At 58.8% G+C, this 21,017-nt stretch carries 25 protein-coding genes and 1 riboswitch; of the genes, 13 read left to right on the top strand and 12 right to left on the bottom strand.

Translation table 11 applies throughout. The features are described 5' to 3' along the window. Nucleotides 1–3: 3 nt before the first annotated feature. Together EYD00_RS05760 and EYD00_RS05755 are read left to right on the top strand one after the other, a co-directional pair. Nucleotides 4–510, top strand: a complete 507-nt coding sequence (locus EYD00_RS05760; protein ID WP_004441835.1) for a DUF934 domain-containing protein — start codon at nucleotides 4–6, stop codon at nucleotides 508–510. 146 nt (nucleotides 511–656) lie between these two features. Next, complete coding sequence (locus EYD00_RS05755) at nucleotides 657–1,469, top strand: ferredoxin--NADP reductase (protein WP_004441832.1); 813 nt, start codon at nucleotides 657–659, stop codon at nucleotides 1,467–1,469. Nucleotides 1,470–1,527: 58 nt separating this feature from the next. Here the strand turns inward: EYD00_RS05755 and EYD00_RS05750 are convergent, their stop codons facing one another. Next, nucleotides 1,528–2,814, bottom strand: a complete 1,287-nt coding sequence (locus tag EYD00_RS05750) for an MFS transporter (protein ID WP_004441829.1) — start codon at nucleotides 2,812–2,814, stop codon at nucleotides 1,528–1,530. Nucleotides 2,815–3,006: 192 nt separating this feature from the next. Between EYD00_RS05750 and EYD00_RS05745 the strand changes: the two genes are divergently transcribed. Next, complete coding sequence (locus EYD00_RS05745; RefSeq protein WP_004441826.1) at nucleotides 3,007–3,510, top strand: hypothetical protein; 504 nt, start codon at nucleotides 3,007–3,009, stop codon at nucleotides 3,508–3,510. A gap of 28 nt (nucleotides 3,511–3,538) precedes the next feature. Here EYD00_RS05745 and EYD00_RS05740 read toward each other — a convergent pair whose 3' ends face one another. The 6 genes from EYD00_RS05740 to EYD00_RS05715 all read right to left on the bottom strand — a co-directional run bounded on the left by EYD00_RS05740 (nucleotide 3,539) and on the right by EYD00_RS05715 (nucleotide 10,297). Then, nucleotides 3,539–4,342 carry an endonuclease/exonuclease/phosphatase family protein gene (locus EYD00_RS05740; protein WP_004441824.1) on the bottom strand — a complete coding sequence of 268 codons (804 nt, stop codon included), beginning with the start codon at nucleotides 4,340–4,342 and terminating at the stop codon, nucleotides 3,539–3,541. Nucleotides 4,343–4,508: 166 nt separating this feature from the next. Next, nucleotides 4,509–5,066, bottom strand: coding sequence for a fasciclin domain-containing protein (locus tag EYD00_RS05735; protein WP_034498907.1), 558 nt, complete (start codon nucleotides 5,064–5,066; stop codon nucleotides 4,509–4,511). Nucleotides 5,067–5,313: 247 nt separating this feature from the next. Then, nucleotides 5,314–8,178, bottom strand: a complete 2,865-nt coding sequence (gene gcvP, locus EYD00_RS05730) for an aminomethyl-transferring glycine dehydrogenase (protein WP_004441820.1) — start codon at nucleotides 8,176–8,178, stop codon at nucleotides 5,314–5,316. Further along, a complete protein-coding gene (gene gcvH, locus EYD00_RS05725; protein ID WP_004441817.1) occupies nucleotides 8,178–8,540 on the bottom strand; it encodes a glycine cleavage system protein GcvH in 363 nt (120 codons plus the stop codon). Before gcvH ends, gcvP begins: the two co-directional genes overlap by 1 nt. Nucleotides 8,541–8,567: 27 nt before the next feature. Further along, entirely contained in the window at nucleotides 8,568–9,707 is a 1,140-nt protein-coding gene (gcvT, locus tag EYD00_RS05720) for a glycine cleavage system aminomethyltransferase GcvT (protein WP_004441816.1), read from the bottom strand. Between the two features lie 150 nt (nucleotides 9,708–9,857). Further along, a riboswitch (glycine riboswitch) is annotated at nucleotides 9,858–9,945 on the bottom strand. 166 nt (nucleotides 9,946–10,111) lie between these two features. Continuing rightward, on the bottom strand, nucleotides 10,112–10,297 hold the full coding sequence (locus EYD00_RS05715; RefSeq protein ID WP_004441815.1) for a DUF3008 family protein: 186 nt from the start codon (nucleotides 10,295–10,297) through the stop codon (nucleotides 10,112–10,114). Nucleotides 10,298–10,468: 171 nt separating this feature from the next. On the opposite strand from EYD00_RS05715, the gene EYD00_RS05710 reads away from it, so the two are divergent. Both EYD00_RS05710 and EYD00_RS05705 read left to right on the top strand, forming a co-directional pair. Then, on the top strand, nucleotides 10,469–10,849 hold the full coding sequence (locus EYD00_RS05710; RefSeq protein WP_004441813.1) for a hypothetical protein: 381 nt from the start codon (nucleotides 10,469–10,471) through the stop codon (nucleotides 10,847–10,849). An 89-nt stretch (nucleotides 10,850–10,938) separates the two neighbouring features. Beyond that, nucleotides 10,939–11,913 (top strand): copper chaperone PCu(A)C domain-containing protein, encoded by a 975-nt coding sequence (locus EYD00_RS05705; RefSeq protein WP_004441811.1) that lies wholly within the window; start codon nucleotides 10,939–10,941, stop codon nucleotides 11,911–11,913. A gap of 213 nt (nucleotides 11,914–12,126) precedes the next feature. Here EYD00_RS05705 and EYD00_RS05700 read toward each other — a convergent pair whose 3' ends face one another. Further along, nucleotides 12,127–12,456, bottom strand: a complete 330-nt coding sequence (locus tag EYD00_RS05700) for a hypothetical protein (RefSeq protein WP_004441809.1) — start codon at nucleotides 12,454–12,456, stop codon at nucleotides 12,127–12,129. Between the two features lie 200 nt (nucleotides 12,457–12,656). Between EYD00_RS05700 and crcB the strand changes: the two genes are divergently transcribed. The 6 genes from crcB (at nucleotide 12,657) to EYD00_RS05670 (ending at nucleotide 16,745) form a co-directional block, all read left to right on the top strand. Continuing rightward, nucleotides 12,657–13,034: a fluoride efflux transporter CrcB gene (crcB, locus tag EYD00_RS05695; protein ID WP_004441805.1), complete on the top strand. Its 378-nt coding sequence runs from the start codon at nucleotides 12,657–12,659 to the stop codon at nucleotides 13,032–13,034. A 66-nt stretch (nucleotides 13,035–13,100) separates the two neighbouring features. Beyond that, the gene (locus EYD00_RS05690; protein WP_004441802.1) at nucleotides 13,101–14,090 is read left to right on the top strand and encodes an RluA family pseudouridine synthase; all 990 of its coding nucleotides are present in this window, start codon (nucleotides 13,101–13,103) and stop codon (nucleotides 14,088–14,090) included. Nucleotides 14,091–14,096: 6 nt separating this feature from the next. Then, nucleotides 14,097–14,762, top strand: coding sequence for an HAD family hydrolase (locus EYD00_RS05685; protein WP_004441798.1), 666 nt, complete (start codon nucleotides 14,097–14,099; stop codon nucleotides 14,760–14,762). Between the two features lie 32 nt (nucleotides 14,763–14,794). Then, entirely contained in the window at nucleotides 14,795–15,589 is a 795-nt protein-coding gene (locus EYD00_RS05680) for an ATP12 family chaperone protein (RefSeq protein ID WP_004441795.1), read from the top strand. A 60-nt stretch (nucleotides 15,590–15,649) separates the two neighbouring features. Beyond that, a complete protein-coding gene (locus EYD00_RS05675; RefSeq protein ID WP_004441793.1) occupies nucleotides 15,650–16,138 on the top strand; it encodes a hypothetical protein in 489 nt (162 codons plus the stop codon). Between the two features lie 217 nt (nucleotides 16,139–16,355). Beyond that, entirely contained in the window at nucleotides 16,356–16,745 is a 390-nt protein-coding gene (locus EYD00_RS05670; protein ID WP_004441786.1) for a RidA family protein, read from the top strand. Nucleotides 16,746–16,803: 58 nt separating this feature from the next. Here EYD00_RS05670 and fghA read toward each other — a convergent pair whose 3' ends face one another. The 3 genes from fghA to EYD00_RS05655 are packed head-to-tail and all read right to left on the bottom strand — an operon-like array spanning nucleotide 16,804 to nucleotide 18,806. Continuing rightward, the gene (gene fghA, locus EYD00_RS05665; RefSeq protein WP_004441784.1) at nucleotides 16,804–17,637 is read right to left on the bottom strand and encodes an S-formylglutathione hydrolase; all 834 of its coding nucleotides are present in this window, start codon (nucleotides 17,635–17,637) and stop codon (nucleotides 16,804–16,806) included. A gap of 28 nt (nucleotides 17,638–17,665) precedes the next feature. After that, complete coding sequence (locus EYD00_RS05660) at nucleotides 17,666–18,325, bottom strand: DUF1345 domain-containing protein (protein WP_004441782.1); 660 nt, start codon at nucleotides 18,323–18,325, stop codon at nucleotides 17,666–17,668. Between the two features lie 25 nt (nucleotides 18,326–18,350). Beyond that, nucleotides 18,351–18,806, bottom strand: coding sequence for a YaiI/YqxD family protein (locus EYD00_RS05655; protein ID WP_004441780.1), 456 nt, complete (start codon nucleotides 18,804–18,806; stop codon nucleotides 18,351–18,353). Between the two features lie 162 nt (nucleotides 18,807–18,968). On the opposite strand from EYD00_RS05655, the gene EYD00_RS05650 reads away from it, so the two are divergent. Continuing rightward, complete coding sequence (locus tag EYD00_RS05650; protein ID WP_004441778.1) at nucleotides 18,969–19,421, top strand: DUF5680 domain-containing protein; 453 nt, start codon at nucleotides 18,969–18,971, stop codon at nucleotides 19,419–19,421. A gap of 49 nt (nucleotides 19,422–19,470) precedes the next feature. Here the strand turns inward: EYD00_RS05650 and EYD00_RS05645 are convergent, their stop codons facing one another. Next, entirely contained in the window at nucleotides 19,471–20,127 is a 657-nt protein-coding gene (locus tag EYD00_RS05645) for a peroxiredoxin (protein WP_004441776.1), read from the bottom strand. Between the two features lie 219 nt (nucleotides 20,128–20,346). Here EYD00_RS05645 and EYD00_RS05640 point away from each other — a divergent pair, with 219 nt between their 5' ends. Beyond that, nucleotides 20,347–20,994: a glutathione S-transferase family protein gene (locus tag EYD00_RS05640; protein WP_004441774.1), complete on the top strand. Its 648-nt coding sequence runs from the start codon at nucleotides 20,347–20,349 to the stop codon at nucleotides 20,992–20,994. The last annotated feature ends 23 nt before the right edge of the window (nucleotides 20,995–21,017 follow it).

Raw genomic sequence — 21,017 nt, 5'->3', positions numbered from 1 at the left:
GTCATGACGAAAATCTGGACCCGCGACGGCTTCGTGGAGAACGATCCCTGGGTGATCGAAACGGAAGAATTAAAAGCGGTGGCTGAGCAGAAGTCCGTGCTGCCGCTTGCCGATTTTCTGGTTCGTGCGGCCGAAAGCAACGATATCGGTCTCGGGGTGCTGATTGCGCCGGCCGATGATGTGACCCGGCTGGAACCTTATCTTGACCGTATCGAGCTTGTCGCGGTGAGTTTCCCGGCTTTCAACGACGGCCGTGGTTTTAGCCACGCGTCGCTGCTGCGCAGCCGCCTCGGTTTCACAGGCGAGGTGAGGGCGATTGGCGACGTGCTGATCGATCAGGTGCCGCTCATGCTGCGTACCGGCTTCACAAGCTTTGCGGTGACGAATGGTACGGCGATCCGCCGCCTGTCCGAAAATCGCCTGCCGGAAATTCCGGTCTATTACCAGCCGACGGCCAGGCCTGCGAGCGACGGCGAGGCCTATAGCTGGCGTCGGCGTGCGTCTCTGTGACACGTTGCACGGAAATATGAGTTTCTGATACATATTTCCTACGCACATGGCAGTATTGACATTCTCATGCCTTCAAACCGGAGCAGAAATGGTATAATTGCCCGGTCGGAGAATGTCGCTCATCGAATAGAATGGACGGAACCTAAATGAACGCGCCAGCCAAGACGGAAGATTTCGCGATCAAGATACCCGATGGTGTTTATGCCGAGACGGTTTTGTCGGTGGAACATTATACGGATCATCTGTTCCGTTTCCGCATGACGCGTCCGGCCGGCTTCCGTTTTCGTTCCGGCGAATTCGCCATGATCGGCCTGATGGTCGGCGACAAGCCGATCTATCGCGCCTATTCCATCGCCAGCCCCGCCTGGGACGAGGAGTTGGAATTTTTCTCGATCAAGGTCCCGGATGGCCCGCTGACCTCCCATCTTCAGGCGATAAAGCCTGGCGATACCGTTTTGATGCGCAAGAAGCCGACAGGCACGCTGGTTCTCGATGCGCTAACGCCCGGCCGACGGCTTTACATGTTCTCCACCGGCACCGGCATTGCGCCTTTCGCGAGCCTGATCCGCGATCCCGAGACCTATGAGAAGTTCGAAGAGGTCATCCTCACCCATACCTGCCGCGATGTGGCCGAACTGAAATACGGTTTCGATCTGGTCGAGGAAATCAAGAACCACGAGTTCCTCAGCGAGATTGTCGGCGACAAGCTCAAGCATTATGCCACGGTGACCCGCGAAGATTATCCTTTCCAGGGCCGCATCACCACGCTGATCGAAAACGGCAAGCTGTTTTCCGATCTCGGCGTACCAGCGCTCGATCCGGCCATTGACCGCGGCATGATCTGCGGTTCCTCGGCGATGCTCAAGGATACCAAGGAACTGCTTGAGAATGCCGGTCTTACCGAAGGCGCCAACAACAAGCCTGCCGAATTCGTGATCGAACGCGCTTTCGTCGGCTGACGGAACACGGTCTACGACATAAAAGGAGGCCAGATGGCCTCCTTTTATGTTTGCGCCGTTACTGCCTTCCTTGAGACAGGCCATCATTATTCTGTTTAGGCGCTATCTCGTTGCGATAGAGCAGGAAAAGCCCGATGGCGATTGCCGCAATGCCGCCGCCGACAAGGTGCGACAGTGAATAACCGCCCTTCGTCACCAGCCAACCTGCGACGACATTGCTGAATGACGCGCCGATGCCTTGAACCATCATGACGCTGGCAAGACCGACATTAAAGCGGCCCGTGCCCTTCAAAATTCTCTCCACCGCAACCGGCGTGACTATACCGAGCAGCCCCGCTCCGACACCGTCCAGAAACTGGACGGGGAAAATGACCCAGAAGTCCGTAAAGGCGGAAGCGAGAACGCCGCGGATCGGCAGTGCGACGAGCGCGATGATAAAGACGGTTGAGAGACCGAAACGTCGTATCAGCCAAGGGGCCATGGCGGCGACGAAAATCATTGCAAATTGCGCGACGCCGGTAATGATCGCAGTGGTGCGGAAGGGTGTCTGAAGTTCGATGGCGAAATCCTGCGCGATCAACCGGCCCATCGGCGCGTTGCCGAAGTGGAAGACGAGCAGGATGATGGCCAGAAAGATAAGTCCGCGTTCCTGCAGCAAGACCGCGATGCCGGATGGACCGGGTTCGCCCCTGTCTTCGCCAAGGCCGCGCGCCACCTTGTGGTCGATGCGTTCGGGGTCGATGGCCGCCGTCGCGACCAGAGCACCCGCAGCGGTCAGCAGCATCAGGCCGATGATGCCGTCCATGCCGAAGAAAGTGACGACGACATAAGTCGCGAAGAGCGATGCGAAATTGCCGCCGTGGTTCCAGAACTCGTTGCGCGAAATCTGATGGGAAAACAGGCGCTCGCCGACAAGGCCGAGCGTGAGGCCGGCAAGCGCCGGGCCGACCACGGCGCCGACGACGGCCGTCATGATCTGGCCGGTCCAGACGATCCAAACATCGGGAAAGATCAAGGTGATCAGCGCGCCGATGGTCACGAGGACGACGGGTATGGCAATCAGCGTCCTTTTCCACGTCGTTCCATCTACCAGGGCGCCACAAAGCGGCGTGGCGAGCAGACCCACAAGGCCGCCGACCGTGGCGATCATGCCCAGCGAGATCGAAGACCAGCCCCGTGTCGCCAGAAATGCATCCAGAAACGGCCCGAGACCGTCGCGGGCGTCGGCGAGAAAGAAATTCAGTGCAGCGAGGGCAAAAAGCGTGCGATCCGAGATGCCACCGCTATGCGGCAGGCCGCCGGAAGGAAGGCGGCCGTGTGGTGCCGCAACGCCTACAGTCGTCATGAAAATACTCCGAGAAATATGCAGGGAATCGAAAAATTGATCGAGGTTGGCGGAAACATCTGTGCCCGCATTTGGTTGCATTGGCACGACATCAGCAGGGATGTTCCGATATTTTTGCCCGTTGCGGGATTAGCTGGAGGAACGTTTAACGGCATTTGTGAGTTAGGCTTCGTGGAAAAACGGATAATCGCGATGAAGATCAAGGCTCTTGCAGTTTTATTTTCGGTCGGATTGCTCGCAACCCAGCCTGCTTACGCGGACGAGGGCGCATTTCTCTCCTCGCTGAAGGGCACGTGGGCGGGAAAGGGAACCGTAATTACCCGGATCGGCACACCGCCCATTAACGTCAGCTGCACGCTGAATTCCAACGCGGGATCATCGTCACTCAACATGTCCGGCACTTGCCGCGGTCTTCTGGTGGTAAGGCGCGCGATCGCAGCCGATCTCTCGGAGAAGGGCGGGCGCTATAGCGGCGCCTATACGGGCCCTTCTGGTCGGCCGTCCGCACTATCGGGCACAAGAAAAGGAAACGCCATCAATCTGACGGTGCGATGGAACCGCGATATCAACGGCGACCGCGTTGCCGCCATGACCATCGAAAAGGTCGGTGCCAACGGCTTGCGGCTGCGCACGACCGATAAGGACGGCAGGACCGGCAAGACGGTGGTGACGAGCGACATCCAGCTGGTGCGTTGAAGAGCTTACGGATAGCATCTCCAGTTCTTCAGCTGAATTCAAGCAGCAACGGGCAATGATCCGAGACTTCGGGCTGCCTAACGACGTCGAAATGATCAACTTTCACAGCCGGATTGACAAGCAGGTAGTCGGCATATCTGTTCTGCTTGGCGTAATGTGAGGTTCTGGTATCTGTGAAACCGCGGGTCGTGACGAGCTCGACAAGATTGAGTTCATTCAACACGGTAAAGGTTTCGCTGTCGGGCAGGACATTAAAATCACCGCAAACGATCACCCGGTCGCCATTCTCGGCAATGTTCTTGACGAGGTTCACAAGTCGTTTTGCCTGCGCCAAGCGGGCGGCGGTATCGTGTTTGCCGTCGAGGTCGCGTAGCCCATGCATATGGGCAATGACAGCCGGCTGTCCGGTGGCAAAGTCGAAAACCCTGATGGCATGGCCGGTGCGTGACCGTGGATGATCGCCATATCCGTCCGCAGAAAAGGTCCCATGGACGAAGCCCTGTGCCTGGGCAACGATGGTGATGGACTTGCGAACGAATGTGGCCAGTCCCCATTGGGAAAAGTATCTAGTCGTACCGTGCCAGAGATCACCCTGTGCCGCGGGGCAGAATATCGCTACATGATCCGGCAGGGCATCGGCGACATCGCGGAGGAAATTCGCTCTCTGCGGAAGCTCGATGCCGTGATCACGATAGGTCAACCAATCCTCTTGGGCAGCGGGCGTATGCACCACTTCCTGCAGGCACAAGATATCCGGGTCGGACAGGGAGATATAAGGTACGAGTTCGTCGTGGAGCTTTCCGCCCCAACCGTTCAGGCAGATAAGGCGCATGCACACTCCATCGCTTGATTGTGTGATCCGATTTAGCATGGAAGCGATGAAGATCAATCACACCCCGTTCCTTTTCACGGCCGGGATTACGCCCACCTGAATGAGGAAGGCCCGAATTGCTTCGGGCCTTAGTCGTTCGAGCCCAGATTGGCGCTGCGGCGCTGCCTTACATTTTCGGCAGCAGCACCTTGTCTATGACATGTATGACGCCGTTGGATTGTTTAACATCAGCGATGGTGACATGGGCGACCGTGCCATTCTCATCGGTAAGTGTGATTTTTCCCATGCTTTCTTTTGCCTTGAGTACGCAGCCGCCGACCGTCTTCACGTCGTGCTCGCCCTTGTCATCCTTGATCATTTTTTCGATGGCGGATGACAGTGCATTGGCTGCAACGACGTGGCAGGTGAGAACCTTGACCAGCTTCTGCTTGTTCTCTGGCTTCAGAAGATCGTCGACCGCGCCTTTCGGAAGGGCCGCGAAAGCCTCGTCGGTGGGTGCAAAAACCGTAAACGGTCCTTTGCCCTGAAGTGTTTCCACAAGTCCGGCGGCCTTTACCGCGGCGACGAGGGTCGTGTGGTCTTTCGAGTTCACCGCATTTTCAACGATGTTCTTGTCCTCGAACATCGCCGCGCCGCCCACCTTGGGGTTTGCGGCATAGGCCGAAACCGTGCCGATGGAAAGAGCTGCAGCCAACGTCAGGGCGCGAACGGAAAGCTTGTACATCATTATTCCTCCTTGTGACATCCAAGGCCCCGAAAGGTGGCTCTTCCAGCGGCCGCTATCGGTTATCCGTAGCGACACAAGAGACGGAAGCCGGTCTCGCAAAGTTTCAGGCGAGCCGGAAAAAAGGATAAATGGCTGATTTAAAACATGGTCCCAGCGCGCGGAAGCCGGGGGTTCGTCCTGCGACGGGACGGAAAACGAAAAAGCCCGGATCGCTCCGGGCTTTCTGGCTCGAACGAAGGACAGCTTATTCGGCCGCCTCGGCATAGGCCTCCATCGGCGGGCAGGTGCAGATGAGGTTGCGGTCGCCATAGACATTGTCGATGCGGTTGACCGGCGACCAGTATTTGTCGATGCGGAATGCGCCGGGCGGGAAGCATCCCTTTTCGCGGCTATAAGGACGGTCCCATTCGCCGACGAGGTCCTCGACCGTATGGGGCGCGTTCTTGAGCGGATTGTTCGTCTTGTCCGCGCGGCCTTCCTCAATGTCGCGGGCTTCCTCGCGGATGGCCAGCATGGCATCACAGAACCGGTCGAGTTCCGCCTTGGTCTCGGATTCCGTCGGCTCGATCATCAGCGTGCCGGCAACCGGCCAGCTCATGGTCGGCGCGTGGAAACCGCAGTCGATCAGGCGCTTGGCCACGTCATCGACAGTCACGCCACAGCTGTCTGCCAGCGGGCGGGTGTCGATAATGCATTCATGTGCCACGCGTCCCGTTTCGGATTTGTAGAGCACGTCATAAGCACCCTTCAGCCGCTCGGCGATGTAGTTGGCGTTGAGGATCGCAACCTTGGTTGCCTGCGTCAGCCCTTCGCCGCCCATCATCAGGCAGTAGCTCCAGGAAATGGGCAGGATGGACGGCGAACCGAACGGGGCGGCAGACACCGCACCCTCGCGGCCATCGGTCGCCGGATGGCCGGGCAGGTAAGGGGCAAGATGCGCCTTGACGCCGATCGGCCCCATGCCCGGACCACCGCCACCGTGCGGAATGCAGAAGGTCTTGTGCAGGTTAAGGTGCGAAACGTCGGAGCCGATATCGCCGGGACGGGCAAGGCCCACCATGGCGTTCATGTTCGCGCCATCAAGATACACCTGACCGCCATGCTTATGGGTGATCTCGCAAATTTCGCGAACCGTCTCCTCGAACACGCCGTGAGTGGACGGATAGGTGATCATGCAGCATGAGAGGTTTTCGGCGTACTGCTCTGCTTTTGCACGGAAATCATCAATATCGATATCACCGTTATCACGCACTTTCACCGGCACCACCTTCATGCCCACCATCTGCGCCGAGGCAGGATTGGTGCCATGCGCCGAGGTCGGAATGAGGCAGACATCACGGTGTGTCCCGCCATTGGCGAGGTGATAATTGCGGATGGTCAAAAGCCCGGCATACTCGCCTTGCGCACCGGAATTCGGCTGCATGGAGAAGGCGTCGTAACCTGTGACCGAGCACAGCTTTTCGGAGAGATCGTCGATCATCTCCTTGTAACCGAGTGCCTGATTGGCCGGTACGAAGGGATGGATGTCGGAAAATTCCGGCCAGGTGATCGGCAGCATCTCTGCCGTCGCATTGAGTTTCATGGTGCAGGAACCGAGCGGGATCATCGAGCGGTCGAGCGCCAGATCGCGGTCCGAAAGACGGCGGATGTAGCGCGTCATCTCGCTTTCGGCACGGTTCATGTGGAAGATCGGATGCGTCATGTACTGGCTGGTACGCAGCAGCTCCTTCGGCAGGCGATAGTCCGGCGTGAAATCCGAGACCGAGAAATTGCCGCCGAAAGCGCGCCAGACGGCTTCCAGCGTTGCCGGGCGCGTACGCTCGTCAAGGCTCATGCCGATCTTGGTGGCGCCGACCTTGCGCAGATTCACCCCTTCCGCGACGGCCGAACGCAGGATAACGCCCTGCATATGGCCGACTTCGACGGTGATCGTGTCGAAGAAGGTCTCCGGCTCGATGGTGTAACCGAGCTTTTCCAGTCCCTTGGCCATCAGCACGGCCTTCTGGTGGGTCTGCTGGGCAATCGCCTTGATGCCCTGCGGGCCATGGAAGACGCCGTACATCGAAGCCATGACTGCCAGCAGCACCTGCGCCGTGCAGATGTTGGAGGTGGCCTTCTCACGGCGAATATGCTGCTCGCGGGTCTGCAGCGACAGGCGATAGGCGCGGTTGCCGCGCGCATCGACCGAGACGCCGACGAGACGGCCCGGCATGGAGCGCTTATGCGCATCCTTGACGGCCATGTAAGCGGCATGCGGACCGCCGTAGCCGACCGGAACGCCAAAGCGCTGCGAGGTGCCGATGGCGATGTCAGCGCCCATTTCGCCGGGAGATTTCAGCAGCGTCAGGGCCAGAAGATCGGCGGCGACGGCGGCAATCGCGCCCGTCTGATGCAAGCGGGAAATCAGGCCGGAGAAATCGCTGAGATGTCCGTGCGTGCCGGGATACTGGAAGATCGCGCCAAACACGTCGACCGGATCGAGATCGGTGAAGGGGTTGCCGACAATCACCTTCCAGCCGAGCGGGGCCGCACGGGTCTCGATCAGCGCGATGGTCTGCGGATGGCAATTGGCATCCACGAAGAAGGCGGTCGCCTTGGATTTCGCGACGCGCTGGCACATGGCCATGGCTTCGGCGGCCGCAGTCGCTTCATCGAGCAGCGAGGCGTTGGCGACGTCAAGGCCGGTCAGATCGCAGACCATGGTCTGGTAGTTCAGCAGCGCCTCAAGACGGCCCTGGCTGATTTCCGGCTGGTATGGCGTATAGGCCGTGTACCAGGCCGGGTTTTCCAGAATGTTGCGCTGGATGACCGGCGGCGTGATGGTGCCGTAATAGCCCTGACCTATCAGCGAGGTCAGGACCTGGTTCTTGTTTGCCGTCTCGCGAAGACGATCCAGCGCCTCACGTTCGGTCAAGGCCGCACCCCAGGTGAGAGGCACTTTTTGACGGATGGAGGAGGGAACGGTGGCGTCGATGAGCGCGTCGAGGCTCTTATAGCCGACGACCTTCAGCATCTCGGCCATTTCCGACGGCGACGGCCCGATGTGACGCCGGTTGGCGAAATCATAGGGCTGATAGTCGGTGAAATGGAATTCGGTGGGCGTCGTCATTACGCGATCAGCTCCTTGTAGGCTGCCTCGTCGAGCAGCGTATCGGCATCAGCAACGTTGGAAAGCTTGAGCTTGAAGAACCAGCCGGCGCCTTGAGGATCGGAATTGACCAGCGAGGGGTCGTCGACGATGGCCTGGTTGATCTCGACCACTTCGCCATCCAGCGGACAATAGACATCGGAAGCCGCCTTGACGGATTCAACGGTTGCGGCTTCTCCATCCTTGGAGAAGGTGGCACCCACTTCCGGCAATTCGACGAAAACGAGATCGCCGAGCTGTTCAGCGGCGTGGCTGGTAATGCCAACGGTGGCGACATCGCCTTCGAACTTCAGCCATTCGTGTTCTGCAGTAAATTTCAGCATCGTGTTCTCTCCGGAGATGGGATGAAATTATCGTTTGTAGGTGGGCTTTATGAAGGGCAGGGCGGCGACGGTGACGGGCAGATATTTGCCGCGCACTTCCGCGAAGATCGCCGTGCCGGGAGCGGCGTAAGAAACAGGCACGTAACCCATGGCGACGGGGCCTTCGACCGAAGGACCGAAACCGCCCGAGGTCACTTCGCCGATTTCCGTCTTGCCTTCAGCATCCGCGAAAAGCTTCGAGTGGCCACGCACCGGTGCCTTGCCCTCGGGCTTCAGGCCGACGCGGCGGCGCGATGTGCCGTCCTTCAGTTCACCAAGAATGCGTTCCGCGCCCGGGAAACCGCCTTCGCGATCACCGCCGGCGCGGCGCGCCTTCTGGATCGCCCATTCCAGCGATGCTTCGATGGGGGAGGTCGTGGTGTCGATGTCATTACCGTAAAGGCAAAGGCCTGCTTCCAGCCGCAGACTGTCACGCGCGCCAAGTCCGATGGCTTCGCAATCGGGATGTTCGAGCAAGGCCCTGGCGATCTCTTCTGCCTTGTCTGCCGGCACGGAAATTTCAAAGCCGTCTTCACCGGAGTAACCGGAGCGGGAGACGATGCAGGCAACATCGTGCAGCGGCACCTCCTGCACGTCCATGAATTTCATCTCGGAAACGCCCGTCCAGAGTTCGGCCAGTACCTCCTCGGCGCGGGGGCCCTGCAGCGCGATCAAGGCGCGGTCCTCGAGAAGGGTGATTTCGCAGCTGTCTGAAAGATGCGCCTTCATATGGGCGACGTCGGCATCCTTGCAGGCCGCGTTGACGACGACAAAAAGGTGATCGCCGCGATTGGTGATCATCAGATCATCAAGAATGCAGCCCTTTTCGTCGGTGAAGAAACCGTAGCGCTGGCGGCCTTCCTTGAGGCCGAGAATATCCACCGGCACCAGCTTTTCCAGTGCCTGTGCGGCATCGGCGTTGTTGCCGGACTTTGCCTTCACAATCACCTGACCCATATGGGAGACGTCAAAGAGACCGGCTGAGGTGCGGGTTTGAAGATGCTCCTTCAAAACGCCGGCCGGATATTGCACGGGCATGTCGTAACCGGCGAATGGCACCATGCGGGCGCCAAGCGATAGGTGCAGGGAATGAAGCGGCGTGGTTTTCAGCGCGGCGGTATCGTCCAAGGACGCCTCCAGGGTTGCGCGAGCAATCGCGCGGGCTCAGGTCGTGGCGCAGATGCGCCGGTTCAAGAGCCCCCTCTGTCCTTGTCGCCTGAGATTGTTATCCCTTCGGCGAGCCGTCCTTATGAAAGGTGGCTTCTCTCCAGAGTTCCGTCGTCATCGCTGGTCCTTTTGCCTGAGAGTTTCCGGGGCGGTTGCTCCTTCGGCACCGCATTGAAGCGGTTTCTCCCAACGATGATGCGACGCTCATTATCTTCGAAGACCCGCTATTGGCAAGGACCAAATGACGCATCTGAACAGATTCTTGCTCCATCTGCGCCATCATCCCTCATCTCTTTCGCAACGACGTTTTGATATTGTCGTTCCGTCATCATTCCAACGAATGGAATGGCGGTGGAAAGACGCCGTCATTCCGATTTTTTTGCCGGCAGACCCTTGCGTTTCGTTGAGGCAAAATCCTCAAGTTCCTTTTCTGTCATGGACTTCTCCATGCTTTTTGAAGCACCTTTTAAACTGGATCTCTTCGTTTCGCCCCTTTTGGCGGCGAGTGCTGCACCCGCGGCTTTCTGCTGGGCTTTCGATTTGGCAGGCATGTCATGTCTCCCTTGAACGATCCGTGTTGCAGGAAAATGCCGCCTTGCGGCGATTGTTCCTCATACACGTCAAGCCTGCGGCAAAATTCCCCTTTGAAATCGAAGGGAAGCGCGATATCGCATGAGATCATGGGCGCACATCGAAAAAGACGGCTGACAGGGATCGAGAAAATGCTTCGCATTTTCTGTGCAACCCTGATGCTGTCGCTCGGTTTTGCCCACAGGCCGGCGCTTGCCGCAGCCCCCGCAGTCGCGCTCGATGAGAGCTACCGGCTGCCTGATGGCACCTTTGCGGAGATCTGCCTCGGCCATGGCAGCGGGGTGAATGCCTCGCATGCCAAGGAGGGGCCCGCCCATTCGGGCGACGCGATCCTGTTTTGCGAGGCCTGCCTGCTGGCCTCGTCCATTCTTCTGCCGGTCCCCGACAAGGAAAGCTGGCTGAAGACCGAATTTGCCTGGCTTGAGAACCGCCCGTCCACCGATTGGCGTTTCCATCCCGTCCCGACGATCCGCAAACCGGTCGCACGCGGCCCGCCAGCCTTGTCCGCCTGATTTTTCATCTTACAGGATCATCGCCGCCGAACCGGTGGCAAGAAACGGCTGCTTGAACCCGAAGGGCTGGCAGTCGCAGGGACAGACAAATGAAAACCACCAAGATCATCACATCGACCCTTTTTATCGCCGCGGTTTCCACCGCGCAGGCTTTTGCCCACGCCACCTTCGTTGACGGCTCGGCCGAACAGGAAAGCACTGTCGTCGCCGCGCTTCAGGTGCCGCATGGCTGCGAAGGCGGGCTTGCCACGACGGAAGTGCAGATCAAGCTGCCGGAGGGCTTCATTTCCGCCAAGCCGCAGCCGAAGGCCGGCTGGGAGCTGGAGGTCATCAAAGGCGATTACCAGAAGGCCTATAAAAATCACGGCAAGGAGATCAAAAGTGGGCCCGTCGAAATTCGCTGGAAGGGCGGCAATCTGCCGGACGAATTCTACGATACCTTTGCCGTGCAGGGGAAGGTTTCCGGCGTCGAGGTGGGGCAGGAACTACCCTTCAAGGTGACACAGCTTTGCGGCGACAAGGGCAAGGTTTCCTGGGATGAAGTGGCTGCAGCTGGTGTCGATCCCCACTCGCTGAAAAATCCCGCGCCGACCATCAAGGTCACCGCCAAAGCCCATGCGGGCGGCCACGATCACGCGGGTATGAGCATGGATATGGATATCGTGAAGGCTGGCAATCTCGAAGTGTCTGGCGGCGCGACGAAGGCCATGTTGCCGGGCCAGCCCGTCGGTGGCGGTTATGTGACGATCAAGAATGGCGGCGATAGCGACGACAAGCTGATCGGTGTCGAATCGTCTGCCGCCGGACGCGCTGAAATCCATGAAATGGCCATGGTCAATGACGTGATGAAGATGCGCAAGCTGGACGAGGGCATCGTCATCCCCGCCGGTCAGACCGTGGAATTGAAACCCGGCGGCCTGCACATGATGTTCTTCGACGTGAAGAAGCCCTTTGCCGAAGGAGACAAAGTGCCGGTAACGCTGATCTTCGAAAAAGCCGGGAAGGTCGACGTCATACTGTCTGCGGGAGCTGCCAAGGGCGGCGGCGACCATCAACATAATTGACCAATAGAAAAGCGGCTACCGGAACGCGTGACAGGTCCGGTAGCCGCAAGATTTCTCATTTGTCCGGTCTATTGTTTCGGCGCCGCGGCGGAAAAGGGATGACGCTCGCTTTTGGTGATTTCCGGAAGCCGGGTGTAGATATCTAGAAACTCAACCTGACACCAAGCTGAATGCCACTCCCGCAACGACAGGATTGACCTCTAACAAGCGACATCAGGATGTCTGTCTATCATCCTGATTCAAAAGAATATCATCTGCTTTTTTGGGGAGGTTGTTTTCCTCGTATGCCTCCACGGCCTGCTCAAGCGTCGCCTGCGGTTCCTGATGCTGGCTGGCGACGGTCAGGAAATAGAGGGTGAGGGCTGGTGGCTTGATGACAGTCATCATGCCGCGAAGCTGGAAGTCGTCGCTGTTCTCGGCCTTGCGCGCGAGTTCGTGAATGGCCTCTTCGACCTCGCTCCGGCGCGGCACGCGCTGTGACGGTTTTACAGCCTCCAGCGCATAGGCTGCCGTGTTCGCAGAAACGGAAAGAACCTGTGTCATCCAACCTCCGGCCATCGTTGCCGACCTTCAAAAACCGCAGGTTAGCATCTGCGTGTTGTTGGAAGGCTAAATCGCGGAGGCGCAATTTAATCGTATTTTAACAGCTGGCAGTGCCCGGCCAAGGGTTTCGCAGGCGGTTTACGTGGTCTAGAAATCTAAGCGGACCGTGAGGTCCGGCCGTTCCCTCCGGAGATAAATGCATGATCAATATAGTCCTCGTCGCAGCGGGCGGCGCCATCGGTTCCGTCTTCCGTTATCTGGTCGGCGTCTGGAGCGTCCGGCTGGCGGGGGTGAATTTCCCCTGGGGAACGCTTACGGTCAACGTGGTGGGTTCTTTCCTGATCGGTCTCCTGGTGGAGCTCGTGGCGCGACGTCTGAATGCCTCGATGGAAATGCGTCTTTTTCTCGTGACCGGCGTGCTCGGCGGTTTCACGACGTTTTCATCTTTTTCGCTCGATGCTGTCTCGCTTTATGAACGCGGCGCGCTCGGCCTTTCTGCCGTTTACGTTCTTGCGAGCCTTTCGGTTTCCATCGCTGCGGTTTTCGCCGGGCTGGCCTTGGGCCGCAACTTGTTCTAAAGGCTTGATCCAAACGGCGCGCCGAAGAAACGGCTGCGCGATTAGGACAGAGAGACTGGAAAATTTATGGCAGGTATCGAGCATATCAAGGTCGAGGCCGACGAGGCCGGTATGCGCCTCGATCGCTGGTTCAAGATTCACTATCCGGGGCTTGGGTTCGGGCAGTTGCAGAAGCTGCTGCGATCCGGCCAGGTGCGTGTGGATGGCGGCCGGGTGAAGACGGACGCGCGGTTGCAGCCGGGACAGATGGTGCGCGTGCCGCCGGTCGATTCCGATATGAAGACCAAGAGCGGTCCGATCGGCTCGAAGGACCTCAAACATTCCGCCGATGGCGAGCTGTTGGCACGAATGCTGCTGCATGAAGACGACAAGGTGTTCGTTTTCAATAAGCCTGCTGGCATCGCCGTTCAGGGCGGCTCGGGGGTTACCCGGCATATTGACGGCTTGCTGGAAGCCTGGACCAACCAGAAGGGCGAAAAGCCGCGTCTCGTGCACCGGCTGGATCGTGATACGTCGGGTGTGCTGGTGGTTGCCCGTACCAGAGGTGCCGCGCAAAAACTGACCGCCGCCTTCCGCGAACGCGACACCAAGAAAACCTATTGGGCGCTCGTCAAAGGCGTGCCGCGCAAGCACCAGGACAAGATTTCCACCTGGCTGGTCAAGGAACAGACGATCGACGGAGACCGCATGCGCATCGCCAAGCATGGCGAGGAGGGCGCCGATCACGCCGTGTCCTATTACCGCGTCATCGATACCGCCGCGCAGAACCTCGCCTGGCTGGAAATGGAGCCCTATACCGGCCGCACCCATCAGCTTCGCGTGCACGCGCTGCATATGGGGCACCCGATCATCGGCGATCCCAAATATTACATCGACGATCCAAACTGGGATTTTCCCGGCGGCATCCAGAAGCGCCTGCATCTGCATGCGCGCCATATCGACATTCCGCATCCGAATGGCGGCCGGCTTCGGGTCAGCGCACCCCTGCCGCCGCATATGGTACAGACCTGGAACCTGCTCGGTCTCGACGTGGCCGATGGCGATAGGGAAGACTGACGGCAGATGAAACTGGTTCTTTTCGATTGCGACGGAACGCTGGTGGACAGCGCGGGCCTGATCCATGCGGTCATGGCCGATACGTTCGCCGATTTCGGCAAGCCGCGCCCCGATATCTCCGAAACCAAGGCGATCATCGGTCTGACGCTGGATATCGCCATCGCCCGCATGCTCGGCAAGGCGCATGTTGATGACGAGGTTCAGGCGATGACCCAGCGTTATAAGGAAATCTACCATCCGATCCGTGCACGTCCGGGCATGATCGAGCCGCTTTTCGAGGGCATTGCCCCTCTGATCGACACCCTTTCAAGGCGGGATGACGTGCTGATCGGTGCGGTGACGGGCAAGGGGAGGCGCGGGCTGACCCACATTCTCGAAACCCATGGATTTGCCAGGCACTTCATTGTCTCGCGCACGGCGGATGATTGCCCTTCCAAGCCGCATCCGGCCATGGTGATGGAATGCTGCCATGAAACCGGCATGGTTCCGGCCGATACTGTCGTTATCGGCGACGCGGTCTATGATATGCAGATGGCAAAAGCTGCGGGCGCAAAAGCGATCGGCGTCGCCTGGGGTTATGCGTCCGTCGACGAACTCTGGACGGCGGGTGCCGATGCGGTCGTCAGCCACCCGCGTGAAATCCCGGTCTATGTTCCGACCGATAATCCCTAATTATCCTTTCTACCGACCGATGAGGATGTGCCATGCGTGATCTCCTGAACGACCTTTCGGAAGGCCTGAGCCACCCCGATCCGATCTTGCGCGCGCAGATCCAGATGCAGAAACCGCTGCCCAAGCGGTTCTACAAGGATGTGACGGTCGGCGAGGCGGCGGAGGAAGGCTTCACCATCCTTCTCGACGGTAAGCCGTTGCGCACCCCCGCCAAGAAGCCTTTGGTCGTGCCGTCGAGGTCGCTCGCGGAATTGCTTCGCGATGAATGGGACGCCCAGACCGAGGTCGTCAATCCGGTTGTCATGCCGGTGTCGCGCCACGTGAACACGGCCATCGACGGCGTCGCCAATGATACGCAGGCGGTTTTCGAAGATATATTGCGGTTTTCCTCCTCCGATCTCCTCTGCTACCGCGCTGGTGAACCGGAAGCGTTGGTCGCGCGCCAGACGGACCATTGGGATCCCGTGCTCGACTGGGCGGCCAATGTACTTGGCGCGCGCTTCATTCTGGTGGAGGGAGTCATGCATCGCGACCAGCCGCGGGAGGCCATCGCCGCCTTTGCAGTGACGCTGAAAAAATACGATACACCGATCGCGCTCGCGGCACTCCACACCATGACGTCGCTGACAGGGTCTGCCATTCTGGCGCTGGCGCTGGCGGAAGGAGAGCTGACGCTTGAGGAAGCCTGGGCGCTTGCCCATCTGGATGAAGACTGGACTGCGGAACAATGGGGTGAGGATGAGGAGGCGCTGGATCGCCGGGCCGTCCGTCTCATCGACATGCGTGCCGCGGTCAATGTTCTGGAGTCTCTGACGAGCGCATCTTAACGCTTTTCTAACCCTGATCGACGATCATCAGGCTACCTCACGTAAGGGGAGCCACAGATCATGACAACCACGCTGAAACGCCTTGGCATCATTGTGCTGGCGTGTTTCATGCTCATGTCTTTCAGGCTTGAACCGGAAGCGACCAATGCCGATCGGCTGCTTTACGACGTGCGCGGCGCGTTTGTTGCAGCACGACCGGATGTGGCGCCGGCGCTGATGCAGTCCATTCATGCGCAGGTTCAGAATGCGATCAAGACCACAGCACGGGGAGAGACCCGACCGCGCGTGGTGCTGACCATCCGCCTTGCATCCGTCACACGCGGTCCCTTCCTTTTCGGTGAAAAGGCCTCCGCCAAGGTCATCGTGCGGGCCGCCGCCGTGGCCACGGGCGAGGTGATCGCCGAAGCCAAATTCACCGCCACCGTCGTAAGCTTCGATGACGAGGCTTTAGAGCAGGAGCTTGCTTATGGCGTTGCCGAGCGGGTGATCCGCGAATTCAGATTGAACCGGCCGGGTCCGACCACGCTGGCGACGGCGCTGTTTCCATAGATTGGACCAAAGGCGTGAGCGGGACTGCGGCAGTCATCCGCGCGCCATCGCCGGAAACCATCTTCTGCTTTGACAAAGTGCGTCTCGATATTCACATACGTCACGTATCTCAATTGACATGCGTCGTGTAGGTTACTATCTCACATACGCAACGTATGTGAATTGGGCGTCCGGAGTTTTTCTTCCGACGCCACTCAGCCAAAAAGAGAGATGCAAGATGAGCAAACGCGAGGCAATTTTTCCCGCAGACCGGCACGCGCTTTACGAACAGCACGGTTACTCCGCGGCAATTCGGTCGGGTGACCTTCTTTTCGTTTCCGGCCAGGTCGGCAGCCGTGCCGACGGAACGCCCGAACCCGACTTTGAGCGTCAGGTTCGGCTTGCTTTCGAAAATCTCGCGGCCACGCTCAAGGCCGCGGGATGCACGTTCGACGATATTGTCGACGTGACGACGTTCCATACCGACCCGCAGAACCAGTTCGGGACGATCATGGCCGTTAAGCAGGAGATTTTCAGCAAACAGCCTTATCCGAACTGGACCGCCGTCGGCGTCAACTGGCTTGCGGGCTTCGATTTCGAGATCAAGGTGATCGCCCGCATCCCGTAAGGTGCGGTCGGCCTAAAGGGGCGGCGTTCGCAGGCGCCGCCCGCTTTGTGTTTGCGGCTTATCCGAGCCGTTCGGCATGCCATTTCAGATGATCGTCCATGAAGGTGGAGATGAAATAATAGGAGTGATCGTAGCGGTCGTGCAGGCGCAGCGTCAGGCCGATATCCGTGCCTTTGACCGCCTCTTCGAACAGCCATGGCCGCAGGCCCTTTTCCAGGAAACTATCGGCCTTGCCCTGATCGATCAGGAATTCGGGAAAGCGCGCACCGTCCTCCACCAGTGAGCAGGCGTCGTATTGACGCCATGCTGCCCGGTCCGGTCCCAGATATTTTTCCAGCGCCGGTTCCGACCAGTCAGCGGAGGAGGGAGCCACGATCGGCGCGAAAGCGGAGCAGCTTTTGAACCGTTCGGGGTTTTTCAGGGCGATGGTCATCGCGCCGTGGCCGCCCATGGAGTGGCCGAAAATGCCCTGACGGCTCATATCGGCGCGGAAATGCTGGCCGACCAGTGCAGGCAACTCCTCCGTCACGTAGCTGTACATCCGGTAGTGCTCCGACCAGGGTTCCTCGGTCGCGTCGAGATAAAATCCCGCGCCTTTGCCCATCTGCCAGTTGGTCAGTTCATCCGGTACGTCATTGCCGCGCGGACTGGTGTCGGGGCACACGACGATAAGACCAAGTTCGGAAGCCATGCGGCGATATTCGCCCTTCTCCATGACATTGGCGTGGGTGCAGGTGAGGCCGGAGAGATACCACAGTACGGGGCATGGCTCGTGGATTGCCTTCGGCGGTACGTAAACCGCAAAGGTCATCTCGCATTTCAGGGTCTCGGATACATGGGAAAATACGCCCTGCATGCCACCAAAGGCCGTATTTTGCGAAATAATGTTCATGAAGCCATTCCTTTGAAAAAATCCCGGTTCAACCGGCAAGCGAGACTGCGGCATTGACGGCTGCCGCTACCAGAACCGTGTTGAAGAAGAAAGAGACGATGGAGTGCAGCAACGTGACCTTGCGCATGGCGGTCGTGGTCACACCCACGTCCGAGGTCTGCGCCGTCATGCCGATCACCACGGCGAAATAGAGAAAGTCGTAACCGCAGGGCTCTTTGGTCGCGGGGAAGTCCATGCCGCCGCGATGCTGGCGCTTGCCGTCGACCGTGTGCGGACGCCAGTAAAGATGCGCGTAGTGCAGGGCCGTCATGGTGTGGATGGTCAACCAGCCGAAAATCACCGAGGCGAAAGCGATGACCAGCGTCCAGACGGTTTCACCAGTATGGTTTAGCGCCTGAAAAAGGGACACCACGGCGACGGTCACTGCCAGCAGCGTCACGGCGATGATGGCAATTGCGGGGAGATCGTCGCTGTCGGCATGGGCTTTCAGATGCTGCGCCGTCAATTTGGAAAGACGAAAGGCAACCAGCGTCAGATAGGTCAGGAAGAAAGAAACTGCCGCGATTTCTATTGCCACGGAAGGCGCGAGAGCCAATGCAATACCGAGGCCGGAAGCCCCGACAAGAACGGCGATGAAAAAAGGTTGATGGCGGCGATAGGTATTGCTGTTGGAACTGGCCGGGGTCATGGGCTGGGCCTTTCTGCTTGCGGCATCACTTTTTGACACGGCGGCAAAAACGGTCAAGCGTCTCCAGAAAAGCGGATCGATCGCGTGGCGAAAAAGCGGCATTATAGCCCTTGCTTTCACCGGTTTCGCGCAGATGTGCACCAAGGTCTCGCATCGCCGTTGCCATGCCGATATTCGACTGGTCGAAAACGCGGCCCGTCGGACCCGTCACCAGTGCGCCTTTGGCAACACAGCGCCCGGCCAGCGGCACATCGGCGGTAACGACGATATCGTTCTCGCCGGCATGATCGGCAATCCAGTCGTCCGCCGCGTCGAAACCGGCGGAAACAATGACATTTCTGACCATGGGGTCGCGGGACGGGCGCAGACCCGAATTGGCAACAAATGTTACCTCCAGCCCATGCCGCTCCGCGACCCTGAGGATTTCCGGCTTCACTGGACAGGCATCGGCATCGACGTAGATTTGCGGATTTTGCTGCATGGACACTCTTTTGGATCGTTCTGCCACGCTTCTAAGCGCAAATGCTGCGATTACCAAGCCCGCGATTGGTAAATCGCGGGCGAGGCAAGGGCAGGGCGTGGCGCTTGCGAAGGATCCGGAAATGAATTATGTTCCCCTTATGTTCTTTCCCAAGAGGGTTTCATGCTGGAAGAGTTCATAGTGAGGGCCAAGTCCGCCACATATGTTGGCGGGGGCAACAAATCCGCCACGCCCACTCGCACGGGATCGCATGATCTCGGCTATCGCGACGGGGACTGGCACTATATCGACAGCTATTTCGGCGGAACCGATTTCATCGGTCAAGAGGTCGTCTGGCACCAGGGGACAGCCATGTGGGCGATGAATTATCACGGCCGCATCCTCCGGCCCGATATGATCGACGCCACAACGGCCGGCATGGTCATTCAACGTTCGCTTTCCACGCTCTATCGGGAAGGGCGGTTTCTGGGCGGCTTCACGCACCCGGTGGAGAATTTGGTCTATGTCGACACGAATGCAGGCGAATTCCAGTCGTTCACCGGCGTCGAGCGCATTTATCTCGGACATTTCGAGGCGTACCGGCTCGACTATCATGGCGGGATCATAAAGCCATGAGAATTGCGATGATGGGGCGATGATGTTCGCCGCCCCATCAGGCTTCAAATCAGCCCGGCTGCTTCGTCTTGCGCAGATAGGGAAGAACCGTGTCATAGGAACCAAAACGCGCAATCGCATCCTCATTGGAGACGGCGGCGGTAATGATGACGTCTTCGCCTTGCTTCCAGTTGGCTGGCGTCGCCACCTGGTGTTTCGAGGTCAGCTGGATGGAATCGATGGCGCGGAGAATTTCCTCGAAGTTGCGGCCGGTGGTCATGGGGTAGGTGAGGACCAGCTTGATCTTCTTGTCAGGACCGATGACGAAGACCGAGCGTACGGTGGCGTTATCGGCCGGTGTGCGGCCTTCCGAGCTGTCGCCGGCGCCGGCCGGCAGCATGTCGTAAAGCTTCGCGACCTTCAGGTCCTTGTCGCCGATCAGTGGATAATCGACATTGAAGCCAGTGGCGGCGCGGATGTCGTTCTTCCATTTTTCATGGCTTTCGACGGGATCGACCGAGATACCGATGATCTTCACACCGCGCTTTTCGAATTCCGGCTGCAGGCCGCCCATGGCGCCGAGTTCGGTGGTGCAGACCGGCGTAAAATTCTTCGGATGCGAAAACAGGACCGCCCAGCCATCGCCAATCCAGTCGTGAAAGCTTATCGGACCATGGGTGGTCTCGGCGGTGAAGTCGGGCGCTATATCGTTGATACGCAGGCTCATCTGGTGCTTTCTCCCTAATCATTTGAACTGAAAACTGATGGTGCGGCAATCCGTCTCCAGCGCAGGAGCTTAGAGTTTTTGCGTGAAATGGCCAGCCCTTTAGCGTGTGCCGACAACACGATGCGTTGTTTTCGCTCATTCCGGCGCCTATTGTGACACAACGCCAGGTAACAGAATTGCGGGGGGCAATTTTGCATGGGGGAGTGATGGAGAACAGCAATGACAATCACCATTACCGCCTTTGAACGCTCGCCCGATGGCGGCAAGGGTCTTGCCCGCGACATGCGTGTCCGCTGGGCACTGGAGGAAGTGGGGCAACCGTACGAGGTTCGCCTTCTTTCCTTCAAGGCGATGCGGGAGCAAGGGCATCTTGCACTTCAGCCCTTCGGGCAGATCCCGACCTATGAGGAGGGCGATCTCGTCCTGTTCGAATCCGGTGCGATAATATTCCACATAGCCGAGCGCCACGCCGGCCTGTTGCCGCGGGAAGCGAACGCGCGGGCGCGCGCGATCATGTGGATGTTTGCGGCGCTCAGCACCGTGGAACCGCCGATAGTCGAGCATTTTGTCGCCGGTTTTGTCGAAAGGGACAAGAGCTGGCATCGTGAACGCCTGGAGATCGTCGATGAACGTATTCGCAAGCGACTTGGCGAACTGTCCCAGCGACTGGGTGAGGGCGAGTGGCTCGACGGCGCGTTCAGCGCCGGCGACCTGTTGATGATATCGGTGCTGCAACGGATAAAAAGCTCGGGCATTCTCGATGAATATGCGAACCTTGCAGCCTATGTGGCGAGAGGCGAGGCGCGTCCCGGCTATCGACGCGCATTTGCCGATCAGCTGGCGGTTTTCAAAGCCGCATCGAACTGATTGGTGCACATCGCGAGGGCCCG

Origin of the sequence: Agrobacterium sp. 33MFTa1.1 (genome assembly GCF_004328495.1) — a bacterium.
GTDB classification, from domain to species: Bacteria; Pseudomonadota; Alphaproteobacteria; order Rhizobiales; family Rhizobiaceae; genus Agrobacterium; species Agrobacterium pusense.
Note: the sequence above shows the minus strand (reverse complement) of the source record. Positions and strands in the feature narration are given on the sequence as shown.